The 16,110-nt window shown below is 42.8% G+C and carries 15 protein-coding genes, 1 pseudogene and 1 other annotated feature; all 16 genes and pseudogenes read left to right on the top strand.

Annotation, left to right across the window (positions count from 1 at the left end):
* Positions 1-243 precede the first annotated feature (243 nt).
* The 16 genes and pseudogenes from ctsR (at position 244) to sigH (ending at position 16,067) form a co-directional block, all read left to right on the top strand.
* The gene (gene ctsR / locus V6D42_RS19730) at positions 244-708 is read left to right on the top strand and encodes a transcriptional regulator CtsR (protein WP_010332747.1); all 465 of its coding nucleotides are present in this window, start codon (positions 244-246) and stop codon (positions 706-708) included.
* Positions 709-721: 13 nt separating this feature from the next.
* A complete protein-coding gene (locus V6D42_RS19725; RefSeq protein WP_333514332.1) occupies positions 722-1,279 on the top strand; it encodes a UvrB/UvrC motif-containing protein in 558 nt (185 codons plus the stop codon).
* A complete protein-coding gene (locus V6D42_RS19720) occupies positions 1,279-2,370 on the top strand; it encodes a protein arginine kinase (RefSeq protein ID WP_168746771.1) in 1,092 nt (363 codons plus the stop codon). Before V6D42_RS19725 ends, V6D42_RS19720 begins: the two co-directional genes overlap by 1 nt.
* Positions 2,367-4,799, top strand: a complete 2,433-nt coding sequence (gene clpC, locus V6D42_RS19715; RefSeq protein WP_010332750.1) for an ATP-dependent protease ATP-binding subunit ClpC — start codon at positions 2,367-2,369, stop codon at positions 4,797-4,799. The genes V6D42_RS19720 and clpC overlap by 4 nt, the downstream gene beginning before the upstream one ends.
* 91 nt (positions 4,800-4,890) lie before the next feature.
* Positions 4,891-6,267 carry a DNA repair protein RadA gene (gene radA, locus V6D42_RS19710; protein WP_229150208.1) on the top strand — a complete coding sequence of 459 codons (1,377 nt, stop codon included), beginning with the start codon at positions 4,891-4,893 and terminating at the stop codon, positions 6,265-6,267.
* 3 nt (positions 6,268-6,270) lie between these two features.
* Positions 6,271-7,353 carry a DNA integrity scanning diadenylate cyclase DisA gene (gene disA, locus V6D42_RS19705; protein ID WP_003242042.1) on the top strand — a complete coding sequence of 361 codons (1,083 nt, stop codon included), beginning with the start codon at positions 6,271-6,273 and terminating at the stop codon, positions 7,351-7,353.
* A gap of 119 nt (positions 7,354-7,472) precedes the next feature.
* A complete protein-coding gene (locus tag V6D42_RS19700) occupies positions 7,473-8,573 on the top strand; it encodes a PIN/TRAM domain-containing protein (RefSeq protein WP_168746772.1) in 1,101 nt (366 codons plus the stop codon).
* A gap of 14 nt (positions 8,574-8,587) precedes the next feature.
* Positions 8,588-9,286, top strand: a complete 699-nt coding sequence (ispD, locus tag V6D42_RS19695) for a 2-C-methyl-D-erythritol 4-phosphate cytidylyltransferase (protein ID WP_326218815.1) — start codon at positions 8,588-8,590, stop codon at positions 9,284-9,286.
* A complete protein-coding gene (ispF, locus tag V6D42_RS19690) occupies positions 9,279-9,755 on the top strand; it encodes a 2-C-methyl-D-erythritol 2,4-cyclodiphosphate synthase (protein ID WP_010332754.1) in 477 nt (158 codons plus the stop codon). Before ispD ends, ispF begins: the two co-directional genes overlap by 8 nt.
* A gap of 88 nt (positions 9,756-9,843) precedes the next feature.
* Positions 9,844-11,295 carry a glutamate--tRNA ligase gene (gene gltX / locus V6D42_RS19685; protein WP_333514331.1) on the top strand — a complete coding sequence of 484 codons (1,452 nt, stop codon included), beginning with the start codon at positions 9,844-9,846 and terminating at the stop codon, positions 11,293-11,295.
* A 2-nt stretch (positions 11,296-11,297) separates the two neighbouring features.
* Positions 11,298-11,528: a binding site (T-box leader), on the top strand.
* 81 nt (positions 11,529-11,609) lie between these two features.
* On the top strand, positions 11,610-12,263 hold the full coding sequence (cysE, locus tag V6D42_RS19680) for a serine O-acetyltransferase (RefSeq protein WP_333514330.1): 654 nt from the start codon (positions 11,610-11,612) through the stop codon (positions 12,261-12,263).
* The gene (gene cysS, locus V6D42_RS19675) at positions 12,260-13,660 is read left to right on the top strand and encodes a cysteine--tRNA ligase (protein WP_268451183.1); all 1,401 of its coding nucleotides are present in this window, start codon (positions 12,260-12,262) and stop codon (positions 13,658-13,660) included. Before cysE ends, cysS begins: the two co-directional genes overlap by 4 nt.
* Positions 13,661-13,663: 3 nt before the next feature.
* Positions 13,664-14,087: pseudogene (locus tag V6D42_RS19670) on the top strand (mini-ribonuclease 3).
* Positions 14,080-14,829, top strand: a complete 750-nt coding sequence (gene rlmB / locus V6D42_RS19665) for a 23S rRNA (guanosine(2251)-2'-O)-methyltransferase RlmB (protein ID WP_326204319.1) — start codon at positions 14,080-14,082, stop codon at positions 14,827-14,829. The pseudogene V6D42_RS19670 and the gene rlmB overlap by 8 nt, the downstream one beginning before the upstream one ends.
* A 6-nt stretch (positions 14,830-14,835) precedes the next feature.
* Positions 14,836-15,348 (top strand): ribosome-dependent mRNA decay endonuclease Rae1/YacP, encoded by a 513-nt coding sequence (rae1, locus tag V6D42_RS19660; RefSeq protein WP_333514329.1) that lies wholly within the window; start codon positions 14,836-14,838, stop codon positions 15,346-15,348.
* A gap of 62 nt (positions 15,349-15,410) precedes the next feature.
* Complete coding sequence (gene sigH / locus V6D42_RS19655) at positions 15,411-16,067, top strand: RNA polymerase sporulation sigma factor SigH (protein ID WP_003225758.1); 657 nt, start codon at positions 15,411-15,413, stop codon at positions 16,065-16,067.
* Positions 16,068-16,110 lie beyond the last annotated feature (43 nt).

Genomic DNA, 16,110 nt, shown 5'->3' with positions numbered 1-16,110 from the left:
ATTAATAAAAGGACAGCTCATATGAGCTGTCCTTTTTGCGTTCTCCTATATTGTTATCATAAAATTTCATTTAGTTATATAATATAATAACTTCCCAGAGAAATTTTAAGTGAATAATCAGGTTTTATGGATTTAGAAAATGGAAATACTTAAGATAGAGCGATAAAGTTGAAAATTCTCGAAAAACACCTTATAGTAAGATTAAAGTCAAATATAGTCAAAGTCAATAAAGGAGGGGGTTGAGTGGGACATAATATTTCTGACATCATTGAACAGTACTTGAAACAAGTGTTAGATCAAAATGGCAAGGAAATTTTAGAAATTAAACGGAGTGAAATTGCAGATAAATTTCAATGTGTTCCTTCCCAAATAAATTATGTCATCAACACCAGATTTACAAGCGAGAGAGGATATATTGTTGAGAGCAAACGCGGGGGCGGCGGTTACATCAGAATCATTAAAATTAAAATGAATAATGAAGTTGTCCTAATCAATAATATTATTTCTCAAATTAATACCCATTTGTCTCAAGCAGCCTCTGATGACATTATTTTAAGGCTATTAGAAGACAAGGTGATCTCTGAGAGAGAAGCAAAAATGATGGTCAGCGTGATGGATCGCTCAGTACTGTACATTGATTTGCCTGAACGTGATGAATTGAGAGCGAGAATGATGAAAGCTATGCTGACCGCTTTAAAATTAAAATAAGCGGGTGAAAAGATTGATTTGTCAAGAGTGCAATGAGAGACCAGCCACTTTTCACTTTACAAAGGTTGTTAACGGAGAGAAAAAAGAGGTTCACATCTGCGAACAATGTGCAAAAGAACACAGCGACTCATATGGTATAAGTGCAAGTCATGGTTTCTCTATTCATAATTTACTATCAGGCTTACTGAACATGGATTCTTCATTTCAGAATGCTGGAACTCAAATGTTCAGCCATTCCGAGCAAATATCTGCTTGTCCGAAGTGCGGAATGACATTTCAGCAATTTAGAAAAACCGGCCGATTTGGCTGTGCCGAATGTTATAAAACATTTCATAGCAACATTACACCGATCTTACGCAAAGTTCACAGCGGAAACACTGTGCATGGCGGGAAAATACCGAAACGTATAGGCGGCAACCTGCACGTCAGACGACAGATCGAAATGCTGAAAAAAGAATTAGAAGCTTTAATACAACAAGAAGAATTTGAAAATGCAGCCCATGTGAGAGATCAAATTCGTTCATTAGAACATTCACTCAAAAGTACAGATAGTGAGGAGGAACAGGGGTAATGTCGCTAAAGCATTTTATTCAGGATGCATTAAGCAGTTGGATGAAGCAGAAAGGCCCTGAAAGTGACATTGTACTCAGCAGCCGCATACGTTTAGCTAGGAACTTTGAGAATATTCGGTTCCCTACGCGATATTCCAATGAAGAAGCCTCATCCATCTTGCAACAGTTTGAAGAACAGTTTTCAGAACATGAAATTCCCGGTGTCGGCAAATTCCTTTTAATCAGAATGAACGACGCACAGCCTTTAGAAAAACGGGTGCTTGTTGAAAAGCATCTCATCAGCCCTAATTTGACAGAGTCTCCTTTTGGCGGCTGTTTGCTTTCTGAAAATGAGGAAGTGAGCGTCATGTTGAATGAGGAGGACCACATTAGAATTCAGTGTCTTTTCCCAGGATTTCAGCTTCCACAAGCAATGAAAGCCGCAAACCAAGTTGATGACTGGATTGAGGAAAAGGTTGATTATGCATTTAGTGAGCAAAGAGGTTACTTAACCAGCTGTCCTACAAATGTAGGTACGGGCCTAAGGGCTTCAGTCATGATGCATCTTCCGGCACTGGTTTTAACTAGGCAAATAAATCGAATTATACCGGCTATTAATCAATTAGGCTTAGTTGTTAGAGGAATTTATGGGGAAGGTAGCGAAGCAGTAGGAAATATCTTTCAAATTTCAAATCAAATCACGCTTGGAAAGTCGGAGCAGGATATTGTTGATGACCTTAACAGCGTAGCTGCCCAACTGATTGAACAGGAACGATCTGCTCGAGAAGCCCTTTACCAAACCTCTAAGATTGAGCTTGAGGATCGTGTGTATCGATCCTATGGAGTCTTGTCCAATTGCCGGATGATTGAATCGAAAGAAACTGCAAAGTGCCTTTCAGATGTTCGGTTAGGTATAGACTTAGGCATTATAAAAGGACTTTCAAGCAATATACTTAATGAACTGATGATTTTAACACAGCCGGGATTTTTACAGCAGTACTCGGGAGGCGCTTTGCGTCCGAACGAAAGAGATATACGAAGAGCGGCTCTTATCAGAGAGCGGCTTCACTTAGAAATGAATGGGAATAGACAGGAGGATGAATCGATATGATGTTTGGAAGATTTACAGAACGAGCTCAAAAGGTACTGGCGCTTGCACAGGAAGAAGCACTTCGTTTAGGTCATAACAATATCGGCACTGAACATATTTTATTAGGACTGGTGCGAGAAGGAGAGGGCATCGCTGCTAAAGCACTTCAAGCGCTTGGACTTGGTTCAGATAAAATTCAAAAAGAAGTTGAGAGCTTAATCGGGCGCGGACAGGAAATGTCTCAAACGATTCATTATACTCCGAGAGCTAAAAAAGTCATTGAGTTATCAATGGATGAGGCCAGAAAACTCGGCCATTCTTATGTGGGTACAGAGCATATTCTTCTTGGTCTTATTCGCGAAGGTGAAGGTGTGGCTGCGAGAGTGCTTAACAATCTCGGAGTCAGCTTAAATAAAGCAAGACAGCAAGTGCTTCAGCTTCTTGGAAGTAATGAAACAGGTTCATCAGCGGCTGGAACAAACAGCAATGCGAATACGCCTACACTAGATAGCCTGGCAAGAGATTTAACAGCGATTGCGAAGGAAGACAGTCTTGATCCGGTTATCGGCAGAAGCAAAGAAATTCAGCGTGTTATTGAAGTGCTGAGCCGCAGAACGAAAAACAATCCTGTTCTGATTGGGGAACCGGGCGTAGGTAAAACGGCTATCGCAGAAGGTCTCGCACAGCAAATTATTAATAATGAAGTACCCGAAATTTTACGGGATAAACGCGTTATGACATTAGACATGGGAACAGTTGTTGCCGGTACAAAATATCGCGGTGAATTTGAGGATCGTTTGAAAAAAGTTATGGATGAAATCCGTCAGGCAGGAAACATCATTCTATTCATTGATGAGCTCCATACATTAATCGGAGCGGGCGGAGCAGAAGGTGCCATTGACGCATCCAACATTTTGAAACCTTCACTTGCTCGCGGAGAACTTCAGTGTATCGGTGCGACAACTCTTGATGAGTACCGTAAATATATTGAAAAAGACGCAGCTCTCGAACGCCGTTTTCAGCCAATCCAGGTTGATCAGCCGTCGGTAGACGAGAGCATTCAAATCCTAAAAGGCTTGCGTGACCGATATGAAGCTCACCACCGCGTTTCTATCACTGATGAAGCCATTGAAGCTGCGGTTAAGCTTTCTGACAGATACATTTCTGACCGTTTCCTTCCCGATAAAGCTATTGACTTGATCGATGAAGCGGGCTCAAAGGTCAGATTGCGTTCATTTACAACGCCTCCTAATTTAAAAGAGCTTGAACAGAAACTTGATGAAGTTCGTAAAGAGAAGGATGCTGCGGTGCAAAGCCAAGAATTTGAAAAAGCGGCTTCCTTGCGTGATACGGAACAGCGTTTACGTGAACAGGTGGAGGATACGAAAAAATCATGGAAAGAGAAGCAGGGGCAGGAAAACTCAGAGGTTTCTGTGGATGATATTGCGATGGTTGTATCCAGCTGGACTGGGGTGCCTGTTTCAAAAATCGCTCAAACTGAAACAGATAAGCTTCTTAATATGGAGAGCATTCTTCATTCCCGTGTCATCGGCCAAGATGAAGCTGTTGTAGCCGTTGCTAAAGCGGTCAGACGTGCGAGAGCAGGGCTAAAAGATCCTAAACGTCCAATCGGCTCATTCATTTTCTTAGGCCCTACAGGCGTAGGTAAAACGGAGCTTGCACGGGCACTTGCTGAGTCTATCTTCGGTGATGAAGAAGCCATGATCAGAATTGATATGTCTGAATACATGGAAAAACACTCGACTTCTAGACTTGTAGGTTCACCTCCAGGGTATGTGGGTTATGATGAGGGCGGCCAATTAACAGAGAAAGTAAGAAGAAAACCATACTCTGTTGTGCTTCTTGATGAGATTGAGAAAGCGCACCCTGACGTCTTCAATATCCTCCTTCAAGTTCTTGAAGACGGACGATTAACTGATTCTAAAGGCCGTACAGTCGATTTCCGCAACACGATTCTGATCATGACGTCAAACGTCGGAGCAAGTGAGCTGAAACGCAACAAATATGTCGGCTTCAACGTTCAGGATGAGACGCAAAATCATAAAGACATGAAGGATAAAGTGATGGGTGAACTGAAACGTGCGTTCAGACCGGAATTCATCAACCGTATTGATGAAATTATCGTCTTCCACTCACTCGAGAAAAAACATCTGGCTGAAATCGTGTCATTGATGTCTGATCAATTAACGAAACGACTAAAAGAACAGGATCTTTCTATTGAATTGACGGAAGCTGCAAAAGCAAAAGTCGCGGAAGAGGGCGTAGACCTTGAATACGGTGCCCGCCCGCTCAGAAGAGCCATTCAAAAACATGTGGAGGATCGTTTATCCGAAGAGCTCCTCAGGGGTAACATTCATAAAGGACACCATATCGTTCTTGATGTAGAAGATGGCGAATTTGTCGTAAAAACGACTGCTAAAACGAATTAATATAGAAGACGAAAATGAGGCATACAGCATGTAAGTGTATGCCTCAATTTCGTATCAAGAAATAGAACAAGGGAGAGGTCTTACACTATTTATGGCTAAAACAAAATCCAAATTCATCTGCCAATCCTGCGGCTACGAGTCTCCAAAATGGATGGGGAAATGTCCGGGCTGCGGTGCTTGGAATACAATGGTGGAAGAAATGATTAAAAAAGCACCGGCCAATCGGAGAGCGGCTTTTTCTCATTCTGTTCAAACCGTACAGAAACCTTCCCCCATAACATCAATCGAAACATCAGAAGAACCCCGGGTTAAAACACAGCTCGGCGAGTTTAACAGAGTGCTCGGCGGCGGAGTGGTGAAGGGATCACTTGTTTTAATTGGCGGGGACCCCGGTATCGGGAAATCGACCTTATTACTGCAAGTATCCGCTCAGTTATCTGGTTCAACGCGTCATGTTCTATACATTTCAGGAGAAGAATCGGTAAAACAAACGAAATTAAGAGCAGACCGTCTGGGCATAAATAATCCCTCACTGCATGTTTTATCCGAAACCGATATGGAGTATATTTCGTCTGCTATAGAAGAGATGAATCCAGCGTTTGTCGTTGTCGACTCTATTCAAACGGTTTATCAAAGTGATATCACATCGGCTCCCGGCAGTGTATCACAGGTAAGAGAATGTACAGCCGCACTGATGAAAATTGCAAAAACAAAAGGTATTCCGATATTTATTGTGGGTCACGTAACGAAAGAAGGGTCCATCGCGGGGCCGAGACTGCTGGAGCATATGGTTGACACTGTTTTATACTTTGAAGGAGAACGTCACCATACTTTCCGAATCTTACGGGCTGTAAAAAACCGTTTTGGCTCTACAAACGAAATGGGTATTTTTGAAATGCGGGAAGAAGGGCTCACTGAGGTACTGAATCCTTCAGAGATCTTCTTAGAAGAGCGTTCGGCGGGATCTTCGGGGTCGAGCATTACGGCTTCTATGGAAGGTACAAGGCCTATTCTTGTTGAAATTCAGGCACTCATCTCGCCAACGAGCTTTGGCAATCCGCGGCGCATGGCAACAGGGATAGATCATAACAGGGTTTCACTGTTAATGGCTGTATTAGAAAAAAGAGTAGGGCTGCTGCTGCAAAATCAGGATGCATATTTGAAGGTAGCGGGCGGCGTCAAACTAGATGAACCTGCGATTGATCTTGCTATAGCGGTAAGTATCGCATCAAGCTTTAGAGATACACCTCCAAATCCTGCAGATTGCTTTATAGGAGAAGTGGGATTAACCGGAGAAGTCCGCCGGGTATCAAGAATTGAACAGCGTGTAAAAGAAGCGGCAAAGCTTGGCTTTAAACGCATGATCATACCTGCGGCAAATCTGGATGGATGGACGAAACCAAAAGGGATTGAGGTCATCGGAGTAGCAAATGTTTCAGAGGCACTTCGTACTTCATTAGGAGGATAATAGATGGAAAAAGAGAAAAAAGGGGCGAAACATGAGTTAGATCTGTCTTCTATTTTGCAGTTTGTTGCTCCTGGAACACCGCTCAGAGCGGGGATAGAAAATGTGCTGAGAGCAAATACAGGCGGTCTGATTGTTGTTGGATATAATGATAAAGTAAAAGAAGTGGTGGATGGCGGTTTCCACATTAACACTGCTTTTTCTCCGGCGCATTTATATGAACTGGCTAAAATGGATGGTGCGATTATCTTGAGTGATTCTGGTCAAAAGATCCTATATGCCAATACACAATTGATGCCTGAAGCCACAATTTCTTCGTCAGAAACAGGAATGCGGCACCGCACCGCCGAAAGAGTAGCTAAGCAAACCGGCTGTCTCGTTATCGCAATTTCTGAAAGAAGAAATGTCATAACGTTATATCAGGAAAGTATGAAGTATACACTAAAAGACATAGGATTTATTTTAACAAAAGCGAACCAAGCCATTCAAACTCTAGAAAAATATAAAACAATTCTGGACAAAACGATTAATGCTCTAAACGCATTAGAGTTTGAGGAACTCGTTACATTCAGCGATGTTCTGTCTGTGATGCACCGTTATGAAATGGTGCTGCGAATTAAAAATGAAATCAACATGTATATCAGGGAGCTGGGAACAGAAGGTCATTTGATTAAGCTGCAGGTCATCGAACTGATTACTGATATGGAAGAAGAGGCTGCTTTATTTATTAAGGATTACGTGAAGGAAAAAATTAAAGATCCGTTTGTCCTTTTAAAAGAGCTGCAGGATATGTCCAGCTACGATTTGCTTGATGATTCCATTGTTTATAAGCTTCTTGGTTACCCGGCTTCTACAAATCTTGATGACTATGTTCTGCCTAGAGGATACAGGCTGCTAAATAAGATACCGCGCCTTCCGATGCCAATTGTGGAAAATGTGGTGGAAGCATTTGGCGTCCTGCCGAGAATTATTGAGGCAAGTGCAGAAGAATTAGATGAAGTAGAGGGTATCGGTGAAGTACGAGCCCAAAAAATCAAAAAGGGCTTAAAACGCCTTCAAGAGAAGCATTATTTAGACAGACAGCTATGATTTTCGGTTAAAACCGTATCATTACGGGTATATTATTGTTGGTTTTTGTTTATTCTGATATTCGTAGGTTACGTAAAATCTTGTGAAATATAACAATTTTCTTTAAAGGAGGTGGGGGTATGTTAAAACGAATAGTTCAGGCGTTCTTCATTATTTTCGGCGGCGTTGTTGGTATATTTTTAATACCTGAATTGTTTGTACTGTTAAGTTTACAGGACATACCTTTAATAACAAACGCATATACGTCTGCGGCAATAGGTGCAATTATCTTTTTTCTCATCAGTATATGGGGTACAGATTACGTTGTGAACTGGGTGAAGTGGATAGAGGATTCATTATTAAAAGCGCCGGTTCCAGATTTGTTATTTGGAAGTCTTGGCTTAGTATTTGGACTTATAATTGCTTATCTTATCGTAAACGTTATTCCTTTAGACAATATACCTTACCGCATACTCAGCACAATCATCCCTGTGTTTTTAGCTTTCTTTCTCGGTTATCTTGGCTTTCAGGTGGGCTTTAAGAAAAAGGATGAACTGATCAGCCTATTCTCCATTTCCGCCAGAATGCAAAAGAAAAAAGGAGCAGCCGATGAAGAGCACGAGGTCCAAGACAAAAAGCTGAAAATCCTGGATACAAGTGTTATTATTGATGGGAGAATTGCAGATATTTGTCAGACTGGTTTTTTAGAGGGAATCATCGTGATTCCGCAGTTTGTCCTTGAGGAATTGCAGCATATCGCTGACTCCTCAGATGTGTTAAAACGCAACAGAGGGCGCCGCGGTCTTGATATCCTGAACCGCATTCAAAAAGAATTAGATATTAAAGTTGAAATTTATGAAGGTGACTTTGAAGATATTCAGGAGGTTGACAGCAAGCTTGTCAAACTCGCTAAACTGACATCCGGAGTCGTTGTGACGAATGATTTTAATTTAAATAAAGTATGCGAGCTTCAGAAGGTAGCAGTATTGAACATTAATGACCTTGCCAACGCGGTCAAGCCCGTTGTGCTTCCGGGTGAGGAAATGAATGTTCAGGTCATAAAAGACGGCAAAGAGCATAATCAGGGAGTCGCTTACTTGGATGACGGCACTATGATTGTCGTTGAAGAAGGACGGAATTATATCGGCAAACACATTGATGTTCTCGTCACAAGTGTGCTGCAGACAGCAGCGGGACGAATGATTTTTGCCAAGCCTAAGCTGTTGGAGAAGGCGCTGTAAAGGGAGAAAGAACAATGAATTATGATGTGGTTATTCCTGCGGCCGGACAGGGGAAACGGATGAAGGCAGGGAGAAATAAACTGTTTATCGAGCTGAAAGGAGATCCGGTTATCATTCACACTTTACGGGTGTTTGACAGCCATCGTCCGTGCGACAGAATCATTTTGGTGATTAACGAGCGCGAACGTGAAGACTTTCAGCAATTGCTGAGCCAATATCCGTTTCAAACCGCTATCGAGCTTGTAGCAGGCGGAGATGAACGCCAGCACAGTGTTTATAAAGGACTTAAAGCCATTAAACAAGAAAAGATTGTGCTCGTTCACGACGGCGCTCGTCCTTTTATAAAGCATGAACAGATTGACGAACTGATCGTTGAAGCAGAGCAGGCAGGAGCGGCCATCCTGGCTGTTCCGGTAAAAGATACGATTAAACGCGTTCAAGGTTTAGAAGTCAGTGAGACGATTGAACGTTCAAGCTTGTGGGCTGTCCAAACGCCACAAGCTTTTCGTCTTTCTTTATTGATGGAGGCTCACGCTGAGGCAGAGCGCAGAGGATTTTTAGGAACGGATGACGCCAGTCTCGTCGAACAGCTTGAGGGCGGTTCGGTCCGTGTTGTAGAAGGTAACTATACAAATATTAAGCTGACGACTCCTGATGATTTAACGTCAGCTGAAGCTATCATGGAATCAGAAAGTGGGAATAAACATGTTTAGAATCGGACAAGGTTTTGATGTGCACCAATTAGTAGAGGGCCGGCCTCTTATTATCGGCGGAGTTGAAATTCCGTATGAAAAAGGATTGCTCGGACATTCTGACGCGGATGTATTATTGCACACCGTTGCTGACGCATGCCTCGGAGCTGTCGGGGAGGGCGACATCGGCAAGCACTTTCCTGATACAGATCCTGAGTTCAAGGATGCTGATTCGTTTCAATTACTTCAGCATGTCTGGGGGATTGTGAAACAGAAAGGATATGTACTTGGAAATATTGATTGCACGATCATTGCACAGAAGCCGAAGATGGCGCCGTACATAGAAGACATGAGAAAAAGAATCGCTGAAGGGCTTGAGGCAGAGGTTTCCCAAGTGAATGTAAAAGCGACTACGACCGAAAAGCTTGGATTTACAGGAAGAGCGGAAGGAATAGCGGCTCAAGCGACAGTGCTGATACAAAAAGGCTAACTTGTTTTGATGCCCGGTCTATTTGGTGGTAGAATAGATGCATACATTTAGCCTGAGGCCATACATGAGATGAAAGGAAGTATTTGAAATGGGAAACGAAGTACGCGTTCGTTATGCACCGAGTCCAACAGGACATTTGCATATTGGAAATGCCAGAACGGCGCTTTTTAATTATTTATTTGCCCGCAACCAAGGCGGTAAGTTTATTATTCGTGTTGAGGACACGGATAAAAAACGCAACATTGAGGGCGGAGAACAAAGCCAGCTTAACTATTTAAAATGGCTTGGCATCGACTGGGATGAGAGTGTGGATGTCGGCGGAGATTACGGTCCATACCGTCAGTCCGAGCGTAATGATATCTATAAGGTTTACTATGAAGAGCTGCTTGAAAAAGGGCTTGCTTATAAATGTTTCTGTACGGAAGAAGAACTTGAAAAAGAACGTGAAGAGCAGATTGCCCGCGGAGAGATGCCGCGTTATTCCGGGAAGCACAGAGATCTGACTCAGGAAGAACAGGAAAAATTCCTTGCAGAGGGCAGAAAGCCGAGTATTCGTTTCCGCGTCCCTGAAGGAAAAATCATTGCGTTCAATGATATTGTAAAAGGTGAAATTTCTTTCGAATCTGATGGCATCGGCGACTTTGTTATTGTGAAAAAAGACGGCACGCCGACTTATAACTTTGCAGTAGCTGTGGATGACTATCTAATGAAAATGACGCACGTGCTGCGCGGTGAGGATCATATTTCGAATACACCAAAACAGATCATGATCTATCAAGCATTTGGATGGGATATTCCTCAGTTCGGCCATATGACGCTGATTGTAAATGAAAGCCGTAAAAAGCTCAGCAAACGTGATGAATCCATTATTCAATTCATTGAGCAATATAAAGAGCTTGGCTACTTGCCGGAGGCGCTGTTTAACTTTATCGGCCTGCTGGGCTGGTCGCCGGTGGGAGAGGAAGAGCTTTTCACAAAAGAAGAGTTTATTGACATTTTTGATGTAAACCGGTTATCTAAATCACCAGCTCTGTTTGATATGCATAAGCTAAAATGGGTCAACAACCAATATGTGAAAAAATTGGAGCTTGATCAGGTTGTTGAGCTTACGCTTCCGCATCTTCAAAAAGCCGGCAAAGTTGGCAATGAGCTTTCTCCTGAAGAACAAGAATGGGTTCGCAAACTGATTTCTCTATATCATGAGCAATTGAGCTACGGTGCAGAAATTGTTGAGCTGACTGATTTGTTCTTTACGGATGAGATCGAGTATAATCAAGAAGCAAAAGCTGTTCTAGAAGAAGAGCAGGTGCCTGAAGTGCTTAGCACATTCGCTGCGAAGCTTGAAGAGCTAGAGGAGTTCACTCCGGACCAGATCAAAGCTTCTATCAAAGCAGTTCAGAAAGAAACAGGTCATAAAGGGAAAAAACTGTTTATGCCGATCCGTGTTGCTGTAACAGGCCAAACTCACGGTCCTGAGCTTCCGCAATCAATTGAACTGATCGGAAAAGAATCTGCAATTCAGCGTTTGAAAAATATCTAAATAGATGATTGTTGACAGGGAAGAGTATAAAGCTTTAGACCAATACAGAAAGGATCTTCATTGGCTGAGAGAGATCCAGGAGTCGGGTTTTAGAAGTGCGCCCTTAAGACCTTTGAAGAACGTTTTTCGAAATCAGTATTCAAAGGCGGCCGCCGCCGTTACAGGCTGAAGTTGGGAGAGCAGGAGTCTGCTTTTCAAACAGAGTGGAACCGCGCGGTTAAAGCGTCTCTGTCATGTTTACATGCAGGGGCGCTTTTTTTATTGGTGTTTAGAGGAAATAGATAGATGATAGCGTGTAGAATGGGGGGAAGCATGTGTTTTTTAAAATGCTCAAAGAAGACATTGATACGGTGTTCGATCAAGATCCTGCAGCACGAAGTTATTTTGAAGTGATTTTAACTTATTCAGGTTTACATGCTATATGGGCGCATCGGATTGCACATGCTTTATATAAACGAAAATTTTATTTCCTTGCACGCCTTATATCTCAGGTGAGCCGATTTTTTACAGGAATTGAAATCCACCCAGGGGCTACAATCGGAAGAAGATTTTTCATAGACCACGGGATGGGGGTTGTCATTGGGGAGACATGTGAAATCGGCAATAACGTAACCGTTTTTCAGGGGGTTACCCTTGGAGGAACGGGGAAAGAAAGAGGAAAAAGGCACCCGACAATTAAAGATGACGCATTGATAGCAACAGGTGCTAAAGTGCTCGGTTCGATTACTGTCGGTGAAGGCTCCAAAATAGGGGCTGGTTCAGTTGTGCTGCACGATGTTCCGGACTACTCCACAGTTGTCGGCATCCCGGGAAGGGTTGTCGTTCAAAACGGCAAGAAAATCAAACGGGATCTAAACCATCAGGATTTACCCGATCCTGTTGCTGACCGGTTTAAGTCTTTGGAACTGCAGATTTTAGAGCTGAAGGCGGAACTTGAAGACAGAAAAGAAAGGATTAATCAAAAATGACAATCACTCTTTATAATACATTGACCAGACAGAAGGAAACATTCGTTCCTCTTGAAGAGGGGAAAGTGAAAATGTACGTGTGCGGACCGACGGTTTATAATTATATTCATATAGGGAATGCCCGTCCGGCCATCGTTTATGACACGATACGAAACTATTTGGAGTATAAAGGCTACGATGTCCAGTATGTCTCTAACTTCACAGATGTAGATGATAAATTAATTAAAGCGGCAAATGAACTCGGTGAAGATGTTCCAACCATTTCTGAGCGTTTTATTAAGGCATACTTTGAAGATGTGGGCGCTCTTGGCTGCAGAAAAGCAGACCTTCATCCGCGCGTCATGGAAAACATGGACGCGATTATTGATTTCATAGATCAGCTGGTGAAAAAGGGCTATGCTTATGAATCTGAAGGAGATGTGTATTTTAAAACAAGAGCATTTGAGGGATACGGAAAGCTTTCGCAGCAATCGATTGATGAATTGAGATCTGGCGCACGCATCCGAGTTGGCGAGAAAAAAGAAGATGCTCTTGATTTCGCTCTGTGGAAAGCGGCTAAAGAAGGAGAAATCTCCTGGGATAGCCCTTGGGGGAAAGGACGTCCGGGCTGGCACATTGAATGCTCTGCGATGGTGAAAAAGTACTTAGGTGATCAGATTGATATCCATGCAGGCGGCCAGGATTTAACCTTCCCTCACCATGAAAATGAAATTGCGCAATCTGAAGCGCTGACTGGCAAAACATTTGCGAAATACTGGCTTCATAATGGCTATATCAATATCGATAATGAAAAAATGTCAAAATCACTCGGCAACTTTGTGCTTGTGCATGACATTATTAAACAGCATGATCCGCAGCTGCTCAGATTCTTTATGCTGTCTGTTCACTATCGTCACCCAATCAACTATTCAGAAGAGCTTCTGGAGAACACAAAGAGCGCGTTTAACCGGTTGAAAACAGCGTACAGCAACCTTCAGCACCGTTTAAACAGCAGCACGAATTTAACAGAAGACGATGATAAATGGGTTGCAAAGATTGAAGAACATCGAAAAGCATTTGAAGAAGCAATGGATGATGATTTTAATACGGCAAATGCCATTTCTGTTTTGTTCGATTTGGCGAAAAATGCGAACTATTATCTTCAGGAAGATCATACGGCAGATCATGTGATTACAGCGTTTATTGACATGTTTGACCGAATTGTTTCTGTCCTCGGTTTCTCACTGGGTGAGCAGGAGCTTCTGGATCAAGAGATTGAAGATTTGATTGAAAAAAGAAATGAAGCGCGCCGCAATCGTGATTTTGCTCTGTCAGACCAGATCCGCGACCAGCTAAAAAGCATGAATATCATTCTTGAAGATACGGCTCAAGGCACTCGCTGGAAACGGGGAGAATAACGGATGCTTGATTTTGAAACGATAAAAGATTCAAAGCAGCTTAACGGTCTTGCGCTTGCTTATATAGGTGATGCCATTTTTGAAGTTTATGTGAGGCATCACCTGCTTAAGCAGGGATTTACCAAACCAAATGATCTTCACAAAAAATCAAGTCGGATCGTATCGGCAAAGTCACAGGCTGAGATCCTTTTCTTTCTGCGGAATCAATCATTTTTCACGGAAGAAGAGGAAGCTGTGCTGAAAAGAGGCAGAAATGCCAAGTCGGGAACGATACCTAAAAATACAGATGTGCAGACGTACCGCTATAGTACAGCATTTGAAGCACTGCTGGGCTATCTTTTTCTTGAGAAAAAAGAAGAAAGACTGAATCAGCTTGTTGCTGAAGCTATACAATTCGGGACGGTCAGGGAGGAAAACAAATGAGTGAGCAACATGATTACGTCATAGGAAAAAATGCAGTGATCGAGACGTTAAAATCAGATCGTAAGCTGTATAAGCTGTGGATGGCGGAAAACACCGTAAAAGGACAAGCACAGCAGGTGATTGAGCTTGCGAAAAAGCAGGGCATCACCATTCAATACGTCCCTAGAAAAAAACTCGACCAAATGGTGACAGGGCAGCACCAAGGTGTAGTGGCGCAGGTCGCAGCGTACGAGTACGCGGAACTGGACGACTTATATAGAGCGGCAGAGGAAAGAAATGAACAGCCTTTCTTTCTCATTCTGGACGAGCTTGAGGATCCTCATAATCTCGGTTCAATTATGAGAACAGCTGATGCAGTCGGCGCCCATGGCATTGTGATTCCAAAACGCAGAGCTGTCGGTCTGACAACTACGGTGGCAAAGGCTTCAACAGGCGCAATTGAGCATATTCCAGTGGCAAAGGTCACCAATTTGGCGCGAACGCTAGAGGAAATGAAAGAGCGGGGAATCTGGGTTGTCGGAACGGATGCATCCGCGCGGGAGGATTACCGCACAATGGACGGCAGCATGCCTTTGGCTCTCGTCATCGGAAGCGAAGGAAAAGGAATGGGACGCCTGATTAAAGAAAAATGTGATTTTCTTATTAAACTCCCGATGGCCGGTAAAGTTACTTCACTCAATGCATCTGTAGCGGCGGGGCTTTTGATGTATGAAGTCTACCGGAAACGAAATCCTCTGGGAGAATAATGATCAATGGATATCCTGTTAGTAGACGGATACAACATGATTGGAGCCTGGCCGCAGCTGAAGGATTTAAAAGCGAACAGTTTTGAAGAGGCGAGAGACGTACTGATTCAGAAAATGGCTGAATATCAATCGTATACAGGAAACAGGGTTATTGTCGTATTTGACGCACATCTTGTGAAGGGGCTTGAGAAAAAACAGACCAATCACAGAGTTGAAGTGATTTTCACAAAAGAGAATGAGACTGCGGATGAGCGGATAGAAAAGCTGGCACAGGATCTGAATAACATTGCGACTCAAATTCATGTTGCGACCTCTGACTATACTGAGCAGTGGGCGATTTTCGGACAGGGGGCATTGCGAAAATCGGCCCGGGAGCTCTTGAGAGAGGTAGAAGCGATAGAAAGGCGAATCGAAAGGCGGGTAAGAAAGATCACTTCCGAAAAGCCAGCGGGTAAAATTGCTTTATCGGAAGAGGTTTTGAAAACGTTTGAAAAATGGCGGAGGGGCGACTTAGATTAAGTTGACGCTTTTTTGTCCAGTAATGTATAATATTTCTATCTACGTGCGCCGGGGGGATCGGAGTGAATCTACAGAACAACAAGGGAAAATTCAACAAAGAGCAGTTTTGCCAGTTGGAGGACGAGCAGGTCATTGAAAAGGTTCATGTTGGGGACAGTGATGCGTTAGATTACTTGATTACGAAGTACCGAAACTTTGTTCGTGCAAAAGCAAGATCCTATTTTTTAATAGGTGCGGACAGAGAAGATATTGTTCAGGAAGGAATGATAGGCCTCTATAAGTCTATTCGTGACTTCAAAGAGGACAAGCTTACCTCTTTCAAAGCTTTCGCAGAATTATGTATTACCCGCCAAATTATTACCGCAATAAAGACAGCTACTCGCCAGAAACACATTCCTTTGAATTCCTACGTCTCATTAGATAAACCAATTTTCGATGAAGAGTCAGACCGAACGCTGCTTGATGTCATTTCGGGAGCGAAAACGTTAAACCCAGAAGAAATGATTATCAATCAGGAAGAATTTGATGATATTGAAATGAAAATGGGAGAACTTTTAAGTGATTTAGAGAGAAAAGTACTTGTATTATATCTAGACGGAAGAAGCTATCAAGAGATTTCAGATGAGCTGAACCGCCATGTGAAATCGATCGATAACGCTCTTCAGCGAGTGAAACGCAAGCTGGAGAAGTACCTGGAAATTCGTGAGATCAGTTTGTAATAGGTATTTATGGTATATTGACAGTAATTTTCCGACTATGATA

The organism is Bacillus sp. 0909A (assembly GCF_036765115.1).
In the GTDB taxonomy this organism is placed as follows: Bacteria; Bacillota; Bacilli; order Bacillales; family Bacillaceae; genus Bacillus; species Bacillus mojavensis.
Note: the sequence above shows the minus strand (reverse complement) of the source record. Positions and strands in the feature narration are given on the sequence as shown.